This is a genomic window from Thioclava sp. F28-4 (assembly GCF_002020045.1).
GTDB lineage: Bacteria > Pseudomonadota > Alphaproteobacteria > Rhodobacterales > Rhodobacteraceae > Thioclava > Thioclava sediminum.
The window spans coordinates 338,085-349,878 of sequence record NZ_MPZQ01000001.1; the positions used below are offsets into that span (position 1 = coordinate 338,085).

Annotated in this window: 12 protein-coding genes; all 12 read right to left on the bottom strand. The window is 62.9% G+C overall.

Going from position 1 to position 11,794, the window contains the following annotated elements; translation table 11 throughout:
• Positions 1 to 70: 70 nt before the first annotated feature.
• From BMI87_RS01595 to BMI87_RS01650, 12 genes are read right to left on the bottom strand one after another with little or no spacing between them, the layout of a single operon-like run.
• Positions 71 to 1,693, bottom strand: a complete 1,623-nt coding sequence (locus BMI87_RS01595) for a ribonuclease J (RefSeq protein ID WP_078519413.1) — start codon at positions 1,691 to 1,693, stop codon at positions 71 to 73.
• Between the two features lie 47 nt (positions 1,694 to 1,740).
• Positions 1,741 to 2,517, bottom strand: coding sequence for a type III pantothenate kinase (locus BMI87_RS01600; RefSeq protein ID WP_078519414.1), 777 nt, complete (start codon positions 2,515 to 2,517; stop codon positions 1,741 to 1,743).
• 16 nt (positions 2,518 to 2,533) lie between these two features.
• The gene (locus tag BMI87_RS01605) at positions 2,534 to 3,286 is read right to left on the bottom strand and encodes a biotin--[acetyl-CoA-carboxylase] ligase (RefSeq protein WP_256376229.1); all 753 of its coding nucleotides are present in this window, start codon (positions 3,284 to 3,286) and stop codon (positions 2,534 to 2,536) included.
• A complete protein-coding gene (gene nuoN / locus BMI87_RS01610) occupies positions 3,276 to 4,715 on the bottom strand; it encodes an NADH-quinone oxidoreductase subunit NuoN (protein WP_078519416.1) in 1,440 nt (479 codons plus the stop codon). Before nuoN ends, BMI87_RS01605 begins: the two co-directional genes overlap by 11 nt.
• An 11-nt stretch (positions 4,716 to 4,726) precedes the next feature.
• Entirely contained in the window at positions 4,727 to 6,265 is a 1,539-nt protein-coding gene (locus BMI87_RS01615; protein WP_078519417.1) for an NADH-quinone oxidoreductase subunit M, read from the bottom strand.
• Positions 6,265 to 8,454: an NADH-quinone oxidoreductase subunit L gene (gene nuoL, locus BMI87_RS01620; protein WP_078519418.1), complete on the bottom strand. Its 2,190-nt coding sequence runs from the start codon at positions 8,452 to 8,454 to the stop codon at positions 6,265 to 6,267. Before nuoL ends, BMI87_RS01615 begins: the two co-directional genes overlap by 1 nt.
• Before the next feature lie 6 nt (positions 8,455 to 8,460).
• Complete coding sequence (gene nuoK, locus BMI87_RS01625) at positions 8,461 to 8,766, bottom strand: NADH-quinone oxidoreductase subunit NuoK (RefSeq protein ID WP_075774485.1); 306 nt, start codon at positions 8,764 to 8,766, stop codon at positions 8,461 to 8,463.
• A 49-nt stretch (positions 8,767 to 8,815) separates the two neighbouring features.
• Entirely contained in the window at positions 8,816 to 9,424 is a 609-nt protein-coding gene (locus BMI87_RS01630) for an NADH-quinone oxidoreductase subunit J (RefSeq protein WP_078519419.1), read from the bottom strand.
• A complete protein-coding gene (locus BMI87_RS01635) occupies positions 9,421 to 9,831 on the bottom strand; it encodes a carboxymuconolactone decarboxylase family protein (protein WP_078519420.1) in 411 nt (136 codons plus the stop codon). Before BMI87_RS01635 ends, BMI87_RS01630 begins: the two co-directional genes overlap by 4 nt.
• A complete protein-coding gene (nuoI, locus tag BMI87_RS01640) occupies positions 9,828 to 10,319 on the bottom strand; it encodes an NADH-quinone oxidoreductase subunit NuoI (RefSeq protein WP_075774482.1) in 492 nt (163 codons plus the stop codon). The genes BMI87_RS01635 and nuoI overlap by 4 nt, the downstream gene beginning before the upstream one ends.
• A gap of 3 nt (positions 10,320 to 10,322) precedes the next feature.
• Positions 10,323 to 11,360: an NADH-quinone oxidoreductase subunit NuoH gene (gene nuoH / locus BMI87_RS01645; RefSeq protein WP_078519421.1), complete on the bottom strand. Its 1,038-nt coding sequence runs from the start codon at positions 11,358 to 11,360 to the stop codon at positions 10,323 to 10,325.
• A 15-nt stretch (positions 11,361 to 11,375) separates the two neighbouring features.
• Entirely contained in the window at positions 11,376 to 11,786 is a 411-nt protein-coding gene (locus tag BMI87_RS01650; protein ID WP_172976187.1) for a hypothetical protein, read from the bottom strand.
• Positions 11,787 to 11,794: the final 8 nt, after the last annotated feature.

An 11,794-nucleotide genomic window follows, 5' to 3' on the forward strand; every position in this document is an offset into this window, starting at 1 on the left:
AAGGCAGGGGCGCGCCCCTGAGCGCCTGGCGCCTAGGGCGATCCGCGCCCTTGCGGGCGCGGAGCCGCGCTCACTCGGTCAGGCGGCTGGTGACGACGATCACTTCGGGCTTCTTGCCGATCTCTTCCATCGAGACCTGACGCGCGATGCGACGCAGGCCCTCGTCGAGCTTGTCGTCATTTTTGAGGACCTTGATCGAAGCCCGTTCGAGATATTGCGTCATCTCGTCTTCGATCGTCTCGGCCAGCGGCGCGCCCGAGCGGCCCAGTTTCGGCAGGCCGTTCAGCTCGACCCAGGGCTCGCCCAGGGGCTGGTCTTCCTCGTCGAGGATCAGGGTCACGAGGCACAGCCCGTTCAGCGCCATGCGCATTCGGTCCCGCACCACGCCGTCCATCGCGCCGATCTGCACCGAACCGTCGAGGTAAGTGCGGCCCGCTTCGATATATTCGACGACTTTTGGCACCTTGCCGGTCAGATCGATCATCGTGCCGTTCGTCGCGACTTCTGATGCGATGCCCTTATCCGAGGCCAGCTTCGCGTGTTCGCGCAGGTGGCGATGCTCGCCATGCATCGGGATCAGCATCTTCGGCGCGAGCAGCTCATGGACCGCTTCCAGATCGGGGCGGTTCGCGTGGCCCGAGACGTGATAGAGCCCGCCGTGATCGTCCACCACGTCGACGCCCATCTCGGAGAACGCGTTCATGATGCGGATCACGCCGCGCTCGTTGCCCGGAATGGTCTTCGAGGAGAACAGGAACGTGTCGCCCTCTTTCAGCTCGAGACCCAGATATTTGCCACGGCTCAGTTGGGCCGAGGCCGCGCGGCGCTCGCCCTGAGAACCGGTCACGATCAGCATCAGGTTCTGGCGCGGCACATCGCTCGCCTCTTCCGCCGAGATCGTGCCGGGCATGCCCTTGAGCACCCCGGTTTCTTCCGCGACCGAGACCATACGCTTCATCGCACGGCCCAGCAGGCAGACGGAGCGTCCCGCGGCCTTGCCCGCCTCGGCGAGCGTCTTCAGGCGCGCGACGTTCGAGGCGAAGGTTGTCGCGACGACCATGCCGGTCTGTGCGCGGATCAGTTCCGAGATCGGCTCGGCCAGCGTGGCCTCCGACCGGCCCGGCAGCGGCGAGAAGACATTCGTGGAATCGCTCACCAGAACCTTCACACCGTCGCCCTCTTTGGCGATGGCATGCCACATCTCGGGCTCGAAGGGCTCGCCCACGATCGGGTTGCCGTCGAGCTTGAAATCACCCGTATGGACAACGCGCCCGGCGGGCGTGTCGATGATGAGGCCGGAGCTTTCGGGGATCGAGTGCGAGATCGGCACGAATTGCACCTCGAAGGGACCCGCCTCGATCACGGTCGGGCGCGGCTCGACGATCTGGATCGTCTCGGCCGGGATGCCCGCCTCTTCCAGCTTCAGCTGACCGATGCGGCCGGTGAAGGCGCGCGCATAGACCGGCTTGCGCAGCTTGTTCCAGACATGGGGCAGCGCGCCGATATGGTCTTCATGGGCGTGGGTGATGAAGATCGCGTCGATCCGGTCGGCATTCGCTTCCAGCCATTCGAGATCGGCGAAGATCAGGTCGACGCCGGGCGTGCCATCCATATCCGGGAAAGTCACGCCCAGATCGACAACGATCAGCCGCTCTTTCCCCTCTGGGCCGTAGCCGTACACATAGGCGTTCATGCCGATTTCGCCGGCACCGCCGAGGGGGAGATAGATCAGTCTGTCACTCACGCGGGAAAGTCCTTGTTATAGTCGTTGAGGAGGCGCAGGCCATGCATGGTAAGGTCGTATTCCACACTGTCAAAGAGGTCAAAGCCCTGCGAGAACAGTTCGGCAAGACCGCCGGTCGCGATGACTTTCATCGGGCGGTCGCGTTCGAGCCGGATTTGGCGCACGACGCCTTCGACGAGGCCGATATAGCCCCAGAAAACGCCCGATTGGATACAGGCGACGGTATTCGTGCCGATGGCCTTGTCGGGCATCGTCACGTCGACATGAGGTAGGGCGGCGGCGGACGCGTGCAACGCCTCGAGCGAGAGGTTGACGCCGGGTGCGATCACGCCGCCAATATAGGCCCCGTCGGAGGCCACCACGTCAAAGGTGGTCGCGGTGCCGAAATCGACGACGACGATATCGCCGCCATGCCGGTCATAGCCCGCCACCGTGTTCACGAGGCGATCCGGCCCGACGGTCGTGCCCGGATCGACGCGCGGCTCGACCGGCAGACGGCATTCGGGCTTGCCCACCACCAGCGGCCGGCAGTTGAAATACCGGTTCGACAGGACCCGCAGGTTGAAGACGACGCGCGGCACGGTTGAGGAGATGATCACCTCGGTGATCTCGCCCGCGATCTCCTGCACGCGCATCATGCCCGACAGCCAGAGGAAATACTCGTCCGCCGTGCGCTGGTGATTGGTCTCCATCCGCCATGTGGCGATGAAATCCGTCCCGTCCCAGACCGAAAAGACCGTATTGGTGTTACCGCAGTCGATGCAGAGAAGCATGGCTCCCCCTTTCCGCTCAGAAAAAGATATCCGCTGCCGAGATGGCGCGACGGCCCTCGGGCGTGGTCAGGATCAGCGCGCCGGTTTCGTCGATGGTCTCGAAAGTGCCGCGATAGGTTTCGTTGCCGACCCGGGCGGTGATCTCCTCGCCCAGCCGCGCCGCGCGGGCGAGCCACGCATTGCGGATCGCGTCGAAGCCGTAGTCGCGGAATTTCCGGTCGTAATGGTCGAAGGCCTGCGCCAGCATCGGCAGGAAATCGACCGGAGCGATCTGCATCCCGGTCTCGCCAATCAGGCTGACCGGGGCCATCGCCTCGGGTTCGACCTCGCTGCGATCGGGCGCTTGCGCGAGGTTCACCCCGATGCCGATCGCGATCTGCTCTCCGCCCCGCAGGCTCTCCAGCAGGATGCCCGCGATCTTGCCACCGCTCAGCAGCACGTCATTGGGCCATTTGATCGTGAGCCGTGCATGCGGGCCCCCGACATGGGCGAGCGCCGCTTCGAGCGCCAGAGCCGCGACGAAAGAATAGAGCGCCGCCTGCCCCAGCCCGCCCTCGGGCCGCATCACCAGCGTGGCCGAGAAGTTGCCCGTGGGTGCGCGCCAGGCACGGCCGCGCCGACCGCGGGCCGCGGTCTGCTCATGCGCAAAGATCCACGCTGAACCGGAGAGGCCCGGCGCTAGCCGGGCCGCTTCATCCATGGTGCTATCGACCGAGGGCAGAACGTGTCGCGCCACACCCTCGGGCCAGTCATCGCGCTCAGTTGACAAGAGCCGCCGCCGCAGCCTGGGCCGCGCCCTCGATGCCGAAGAGGTTGAAGATACCGAGCAGCATCGCCAGCGCGGAGACCATCAGAAGCCCCCATTGGATCGCGGGCATCCGGTTGTCCAGCGGGTCCGTCTCCTTGCCGAAATACATGTAGAACACGATCCGTAGGTAGTAGAAGGCCGCCACGACCGAGGCGATCACGCCCAGCAGCACGAGCCAGATATAGCCCGCATGCAGCGCCGCCTGCAGCACCGCGAACTTGGCGAAGAAGCCCAGGAACGGCGGCACGCCCGCGAGCGAGAACAGCAGTACCAGCATCGCCAGCGCCTTGGTCGGATCCTGACGGGCATATTGGTTCAGCGACTTGATATCGGTCACCGGCTGGCCGTCACGCTCCATCGAGAGCATGAAGGCGAAGACGCCGACATTCATCGTCACGTAGATCGCCATATAGGTCAGCATCGCCTGCACGCCCTCGGCGGTGCCCGCCGAGAGGCCCAGCAGCACGAAGCCCATATGGGTGATCGAGGAATAGGCCATCAGGCGCTTGATGTTCGTCTGACCGATTGCCGCGACCGAGCCCCAGACCATCGACAGGCCCGCGAGCAGCGCGAGAATCTGGCCCCACTCCGCAGGCACCTGACCGAAGGCGTCGAAGACGAGCCGTGCGATCAGCGCCATCGCGGCGATTTTCGGCGCGGTGGCGAAGAAGGCGGTGACCGGCGTGGGCGAGCCTTCATAGACGTCGGGCGTCCACATGTGGAACGGCACTGCCGAGACCTTGAAGGCGAGACCGGCGATCAGGAAGACCATGCCGAACAGCAGGCCGATCGGCAGGTGACCTTCTTGAACCACCCCGATGATACCCGCGAATTGCGTGGTGCCCGCGAAGCCGTAGGTCAGCGAGGCGCCGTAGAGCAGGATGCCCGAGGACAGCGCGCCGAGCACGAAGTACTTCAGACCGGCTTCCGAGCTCTTCTCGCTCTCGCGGCGCAGCGCGGCCACGATGTAGAGCGCGAGAGATTGCAGCTCGAGGCCCATGTAGAGCGACATCAGGTTGCCCGCCGAGACCATCATCATCATGCCGATGACGGCCAGCGTCGCGAGGATCGGGTATTCGAAGCGCAGCAGCCCGCGGCGCTGCATGTAATCGGTGCCCATCGCGAGAACCAGCGCAGCCGAGACCAGGATCATCACCTTGGTGAAGCGCGAGAACGCGTCGTCGATGAAGAGGCCACCGAAGGCCTCATGCGACCCTACCTCGGCCAGACCGATCCAGGCCGCGATCACCAGCATGACGCCGGAAGTGATCCACAGCAGGGTCGGCGCAAGCTTGTCCTTGCCGAACCACACACCCGCGAGCAGCGCCACCATCGCGTAGACGGCGAGCAAAAACTCCGGAAGGACGATCGAGAAATCCGCAGAAGTCATCCCTCAGCTCCTCAGTGTTCGACCAGGTCGGACAGAAGGTTGTCCGGCAAGGCATCGTGATAGTTCTGGACGAGTTGCGTCACCGACGGCCCGATGATGTTGGTCACCAGATCAGGATAGACCCCGAGCAACAACGTCATCGCGACCAGCGGCGCGAAGATCCACTTCTCGCGCGTACTCAGGTCGGTGATCGAACGCAGGCTCTCCTTGATCAGATCGCCGAAGACGACCCGGCGATAGAGCCAGAGCGCATAGGCCGCCGACAGGATCACGCTCGTCGTGGCGAAGAGCGCAACCCAGGTATTCACCTGGAAGACGCCCACGAGGATCAGGAACTCGCCGACGAAATTGGCGGTGCCCGGAAGGCCGACATTGGCCATCGTGAAGAACATGAAGATCGTCGCATAGGCCGGCATGCGCTTCACCAGGCCACCATAGGCCGAGATCTCGCGCGTATGCATCCGGTCGTAGACCACACCCACCGCGAGGAACAGCGCCGCCGAGGTGAAACCGTGCGCGACCACCATGAAGATACCGCCCTCGATGCCCTGCTGCGTGCCCGAGAAAATCCCGAGCAGCACGACGGCCATGTGTGCGACCGAGCTATAGGCGATGACGCGCTTGATATCGGTCTGAACCAGCGCCACCAACGAGGTCCAGATGATCGCGATCACCGCGAGCCACATCGCCCAGGGGCCGACCACGAGGTTGCCCACCGGGAACATCGGCAGCGAGAAGCGCAGGAAACCGTAATCGGCGAGCTTCAGCAGCACCGCGGCCAGCACGACCGAACCGGCCGTCGGCGCCTGCACGTGCGCGGCAGGCAGCCAGGTGTGCACCGGCCAGAGCGGCATCTTGATCGCGAAGGAGATGAAGAAGCCGAGCCAGAGCAGCGTTTGCACCCCGCCGGGGATCGTTATCCCGAGTATGTGCACCGGTGTGTATGGGAACTCGTAGACGAGCAGCCCCGGCATGTCCGTCGTTCCGGTGTGGAAGTAGATGTAGATGATCGACACCAGCATGAAGACCGAGCCGAAGAAGGTGTAGAGGAAGAACTTGAACGCGGCGTAGACGCGCTGCTTGCCCCCCCAGATACCGATGATCAGGAACATCGGGATCAGGCCCGCTTCGAAGAACAGGTAGAACAGCACCAGATCGAGCGTGACGAAGGTACCCACCATCAGCGTCTCTAGGACGAGGAAGGCGATCATGTATTCCTTCACGCGGTCGGTGACGTTCCAGCTACCTACGATCACCAGCGGCATCATGAAGGTGGTCAGCATCACGAAGAGGATCGACAGGCCGTCGACGCCCACGCGGTACTGGAACCCCATGATCCAGGAGTATTTCTCCATGAACTGGAAGCCGGTGTTGGACGGGTCGAACCCGGCCAGCAGGAACAGCGAGATCAGGAAGGTGACCGACGTCGCGGTCAGCGCCACCCATTTCGCGTTCCGGTCCGCCTCGGGCGAGCCGCCGCGCAGAACCAGCGCGAGGATCAGCGCCGCCACGGCGGGCGTGAAGATGACGATGGAAAGCAGGTGTTGCATCAGTTCGCCCCCCCGTTGAGGACGACCCAGAGCATGAGACCGACAATCCCGATCACCATGGCGAAGGCGTAGTGGAACAGATAGCCCGATTGCATCCTGTTAAGGAACCTCGTGAATGTCGGGACGATGCCAACGGCCATGCCGTCGATAACTCGGTCAATCGAGCCCTCGTCCCCTTTCTTCCAGAATTGATAGCCGAACCAGAGCGCCGGGCGCACGAAGATGCGCTCGTACAGCTCGTCGAAATACCACTTGTTGAGCAGGAAGCGGTACAGGCCCGGCTGCGCCTCGGCGAACCGCTTCGGCAGGCTGGTGTCCTTGATGTAGAACAGCCATGCCACGAGAAGCCCTGCAAGCATCGCCACGAAGGGCGAAACCTTGACCCAGGCCGGCGCGTGGTGCGCCTTGTCGATGACCTCGTTTTCCTGACCCATATAGATCGCGCCCTGAGGTGCGACGCCCGGATACTTGATCACCGCCGTCGAGACGCCGACATCCGGCGAGGTCTTGGCCTCGTCCATCAGCTCGGCCTCGGCCTGCTGCTCGGACATGGTCGCATCCGGCACCGGCGGCGTTGCGCCATGGGTGCCCTCGCCGGACTGCGCGGCTTCGCCATTCGTCGCATGACCCGCATCCGCCGTCTGCTCGGCATGGGCCGGAAGCCCGAAGAATTTCACCAGCTTAGCGTGATCGCCGAAGAAGACGTTGTACCAGATCATCCCGGCGAAGATCGCGCCGAAGGACAGCACCACCAGCGGCACCGTCATGACCCACGGGCTTTCCTTGGCGTGATCATGCGCATGATGATCGCCGCGCGGCTTGCCGAAGAAGGTCATGAAGATCAGGCGCCACGAGTAGAAGGACGTGAAGGCCGCCGCGATAACCAGAAGCCAGAAGGCATAGCCCGCGCCGGAACCGCCCCAGACGCTCTCGATGATCGCGTCTTTCGACAGGAAGCCCGCGAAGCCGATCGGCGTGAAGGGAATACCGACCCCGGTGATCGCCAGCGTGCCGAAGATCATCGCCCAGAAGGTCAGCGGCACCTTTTTGCGAAGGCCGCCATAGTTCCGCATGTCCTGCTCGTGGTGCATCGCGGTGATGACCGAGCCCGCCGAAAGGAACAGCAGCGCCTTGAAGAACGCGTGGGTCAGCAGGTGGAACATCGCCACCGAATAGACGCCGACACCGGCCGCGGCGAACATGTAGCCCAGCTGCGAACAGGTCGAATAGGCGATGACGCGCTTGATGTCGTTCTGCACCAGACCCACGGTCGCAGCAAAGAAGGCGGTCGAGGCGCCGATCACGACGATGAAGGTCTGCGCATGCGGAGCGTATTCATAGACCGGCGACATGCGGCAGACGAGGAACACGCCTGCGGTCACCATGGTCGCGGCGTGGATCAGTGCCGACACAGGCGTCGGGCCTTCCATCGCGTCCGGCAACCATGTGTGCAGGAAGAGCTGCGCCGATTTACCCATCGCCCCCACGAAGAGCAGGAAGGCACAGAGCTCGACCGCGTTCCAGGACCCCCAGAGGAAGTCGAGATTGGTCTCGGACAAGGCCGGGGCCGCCGAGAAGACGTCGTCCAGCTGCAGCGAGCCGGTCATGTAGAACAGGCCGAACATCCCCAGCAGGAAGCCGAAATCGCCGACACGGTTGACGATGAAGGCCTTCATCGCGGCCGCGTTGGCCGAGGGTTTCTTGTAGTAGAAGCCGATCAGCAGGTAGGAGGCGACACCGACGCCTTCCCAGCCGAAGAACATCTGCAGCAGGTTGTCCGAGGTCACCAGCATCAACATGGTGAAGGTGAAGAAGGACAGGTAGGCGAAGAAACGCGCCTTGTAGTTCTCGCCCTTCTCTTCGTCGAAATTCTCGTCATGGGCCATGTAGCCCCACGAGTAGAGATGCACGAGCGAGGAGACCGTCGTCACCACGATCAGCATGATCGCGGTCAGTCGGTCCATCCGGATCGCCCAGGAGACATCCAGCTCCCCCGAGGTGATCCAGTTCAGGACGTGAATGTGCTGCGTCTGATCGCCCAGCGTGAGGAATACGATCCAGCTGAGCAGAGCGGCGAGGAACAGAAGGCCCGTGGTCAGGACCATCGCGCCCTTCTCGCCGATCACCCGCCAGCCGAAGCCACCAAGGATCGCACCGACCAGCGGCGCAAAGAGAATGATCGTTTCCATCGTCCCTTATCCCTTCATCACGTTGACGTCTTCGACCTCGATCGAGCCGCGGTTGCGGAAGAAGACCACGAGGATCGCAAGGCCGATCGCGGCCTCGGCTGCCGCAACGGTCAGCACGAAGAGGGTGAAGATCTGTCCGACGAGGTCATCCAGATAGGCCGCGAAGGCCACCAGGTTGATATTCACCGCCAACAGCATGAGTTCGATCGACATCATGATGACGATCACGTTCTTGCGGTTCACGAAGATCCCGAAAATGCCGATCACGAACAGCGCGGCAGCCACGCCAAGGTAATGTTCCAATCCGATCATGCGTTCACCCTCGTTTCCGAACTCGCGTTTTTCGCTTGCTTTTGTTCGCTCACAGCCCCTGCCCCGGTTTGACGTCCACCATTTCCATCGTCTTGGACGGATCGCGATGCATCTGCGCGATGACGTTCTGGCGCTTGACGTTGGTACGATGGCGCAGCGTCAGAAGGATCGCCCCGATCATCGCGACCAGCAGGATCAGGCCCGCCGTCTGGAAGAGGTAGAGGTATTTGTCATAAACGAGCAGGCCGATCGCCTGCGCGTTGGTCATGCCCTCGGGCACCGGATCGGCACGCAGGCTTTCCGCCATGCCGGAGGTCTGCCATGCGCCGAAGGCGATCCCCAGCTGCACCAGCATCACGACCCCGATCAGCAGGCCCAGCGGCATGTAGCGCGCCAGCTCCCCTTTCAGCGCGGCGAAGTCGACATCGAGCATCATCACCACGAAGAGGAAGAGCACCGCGACCGCGCCGACATAGACGATGATCAAGAGCATCGCGACGAATTCCGAGCCCAGCAGCACGAAAAGCCCCGCTGCCGACAGGAAGGTGAGGATCAGCCAGAGCACCGAATGGACCGGGTTCTTGGAAATCACCACCATGAAGCCCGCGACCACCGCCGTAATGGCGAAAAGGTAGAAGGCGAAAGCAAACACCGTCATTCGTTCTCTCCCGAATTCTCGTCGAAGACCGATTGCGCGATCTCGAGCGCGCGGGTCATGGCGGGCACCCCGCCGAACATGCTCATCTGAAAGATCACCTCGGCGATCTCGCGTTGCGTGGCCCCGGCCTCGAGCGCGTGGCGGATCGTCAGGCGCAGCTGCGAGTCCGCTTGCGCGCCCAGCACCGTGAGCGCGGCGATCGTCACCAGAAGCCGCGTCCGGCTGTCGAGCCCTTCGCGGTTGAAGGTCTTGCCGAACCACATCTCCATCATGTCCTTCGACATGGTGGGGAAGAGTTTCTCCATCGCAGCCGGATTGAAACTTTCCAGCGCCGGATTGAACAGCCGCGCCATCTCGGCCGACTGCTCCATCATGTTGCTAAAGAGTTTCGAAAAATCGTCGGTCATCTGTAAGGCGCATCCAGTTCGAGGTTGCGGGCAATCTCGGCTTCCCAGCGGGCCCCGTTCTCAAGAAGCTTCTGCTTGTCGTAGAACAGCTCCTCGCGGGTCTCGGTCGAGAATTCGAAATTCGGACCTTCGACGATCGCATCCACCGGGCAGGCTTCCTGACAGAAGCCGCAATAGATGCATTTCGTCATGTCGATGTCGTAGCGCGTCGTGCGGCGCGAGCCGTCGGCGCGAGGTTCCGCGTCGATCGTGATCGCCTGCGCCGGGCAGATCGCCTCGCACAGTTTGCACGCGATGCAGCGCTCTTCCCCGTTGGGATAGCGGCGCAGGGCGTGCTCGCCACGGAAGCGCGGCGACAGCGGGCCCTTCTCGTGCGGGTAGTTCAGCGTGGGTTTCGGCGCGAAGAAATAGCGCATCCCCAGACCGAAGCCTTTGATGAAGTCCACCAGCAGGAAATACTTGGCAGCGCGGTTATAGTCGAAAGCCATCTATCAGCTCCCCATCGCCCAGCGGGCCCAGAAGTGCCCGAAGATTTCGAATTTCGCGAGGAAGGCGATGATCACCACCCACGCCAGCGACAGCGGCAGGAAGACTTTCCAGCCAATCCGCATGAGCTGGTCGTAGCGGTAGCGCGGCACGATCGCCTTCACCATCGCGAACATGAAGAAGAAGAACACCATCTTGGCGAACATCCACAGTACCCCGTCGGGCAACCCCGGGATCGGGGACAGCCAGCCGCCGAAGAACAGGATCGACATCAGCGCGCACATCAGCCAGATCGCGATATATTCGCCGGCCATGAACAGCAGATACGGGGTCGAGCTGTATTCCACCATGAAGCCCGCGACGAGTTCGGATTCCGCTTCGGGAAGATCGAAGGGCGGGCGGTTGGTTTCGGCCAGCGCCGAGATGAAGAACAGCGCCACCATCGGCAGGTGGGGCAGCCAGTACCAGCCCAGCAGGCCCCAGCCGGTATCCTGCGCGCGCACGATGGTCGACAGGTTCATCGAGCCGGTCGAGATGATCACCCCGATGATGATCAGGCCGATCGAGACCTCGTAGGAGATCATCTGCGCGGCCGAGCGGAGCGAGCCCAGGAACGGGTATTTCGAGTTCGACGCCCAGCCGCCCATGATCACGCCATACACTTCGAGCGAGGAGGCCGCGAAGACGAACAGAAGGGCCACGTTGATATCGGCAAGCACCCAACCGTCGGCGAAGGGGATCACCGCGAAGGTCAGCATCGCCAGCACGAAGCTCAGGATCGGGGCGAGGAAATAGACGAACTTGTCGGCGCCCGCCGGAACGACGATTTCCTTGACCACATATTTCAGCGCATCCGCGAAGGTCTGCATCAGACCCCAGGGCCCGACGACGTTCGGCCCGCGACGCATCTGCACGGCAGCCCAGATCTTACGGTCGCCATAGACCAGCCAGATCATCGAAAGCATCACGAAGGCGATAACCGCCAAGCTCTGCAGCACGATCAGCAGGAAGATCCCGAAAGGTGTCGCGAAGAATTCAGCCATGATGTCCCACTCTCTTCATACGGTCGGAATGCCGCGATCCTTGCAATCGGCGACGGTTACTTCCGCGTCGATCGTCTTGAGTCCCTGCGGCAAGGCGGGCGAGATGGTGTAGACCGCATCTGCCCGCCAGATGCCACCCTCTTCAGTCACATTCGTGCGCACATGGCGCGCAAATCCATAGCCGCGCACCAGCGCATATTGCGCGGCTGCGCATTGGGCATAATCGGTCGCCGCTTTCTCGCCAGCGCCCTCGCCCGAGACACGCGCGCGGATCTCCACCAGATCGCTGTCGAGGAGCCGCGTCTCGGTGCCCCGATAGTCCGGTTTGACCGCGCTATCCCCCTGCGCCCCGCCGGTCGGCGTGCACGCCGCCAGACCGGCCAGAAGGCCGGGGGCGAGCGGTGCGATATTGGGCAGGGTCTGCATCATCCGTC

Bases quoted from the DNA above. Each gene is read 5' to 3' on its own strand.
- BMI87_RS01650 (WP_172976187.1), bottom strand. From the start codon at position 11,786: ATGCAGACCCTGCCCAATATCGCACCGCTCGCCCCCGGCCTTCTGGCC.
- BMI87_RS01630 (WP_078519419.1), bottom strand. From the start codon at position 9,424: ATGACGGTGTTTGCTTTCGCCTTCTACCTTTTCGCCATTACGGCGGTG.
- BMI87_RS01615 (WP_078519417.1), bottom strand. From the start codon at position 6,265: ATGCAACACCTGCTTTCCATCGTCATCTTCACGCCCGCCGTGGCGGCG.
- nuoN (WP_078519416.1), bottom strand. From the start codon at position 4,715: ATGACTTCTGCGGATTTCTCGATCGTCCTTCCGGAGTTTTTGCTCGCC.
- nuoH (WP_078519421.1), bottom strand. From the start codon at position 11,360: ATGGCTGAATTCTTCGCGACACCTTTCGGGATCTTCCTGCTGATCGTG.
- BMI87_RS01635 (WP_078519420.1), bottom strand. From the start codon at position 9,831: ATGACCGACGATTTTTCGAAACTCTTTAGCAACATGATGGAGCAGTCG.
- nuoL (WP_078519418.1), bottom strand. From the start codon at position 8,454: ATGGAAACGATCATTCTCTTTGCGCCGCTGGTCGGTGCGATCCTTGGT.
- nuoI (WP_075774482.1), bottom strand. From the start codon at position 10,319: ATGGCTTTCGACTATAACCGCGCTGCCAAGTATTTCCTGCTGGTGGAC.
- nuoK (WP_075774485.1), bottom strand. From the start codon at position 8,766: ATGATCGGATTGGAACATTACCTTGGCGTGGCTGCCGCGCTGTTCGTG.
- BMI87_RS01600 (WP_078519414.1), bottom strand. From the start codon at position 2,517: ATGCTTCTCTGCATCGACTGCGGTAACACCAATACGGTCTTTTCGGTC.
- BMI87_RS01595 (WP_078519413.1), bottom strand. From the start codon at position 1,693: ATGAACGCCTATGTGTACGGCTACGGCCCAGAGGGGAAAGAGCGGCTG.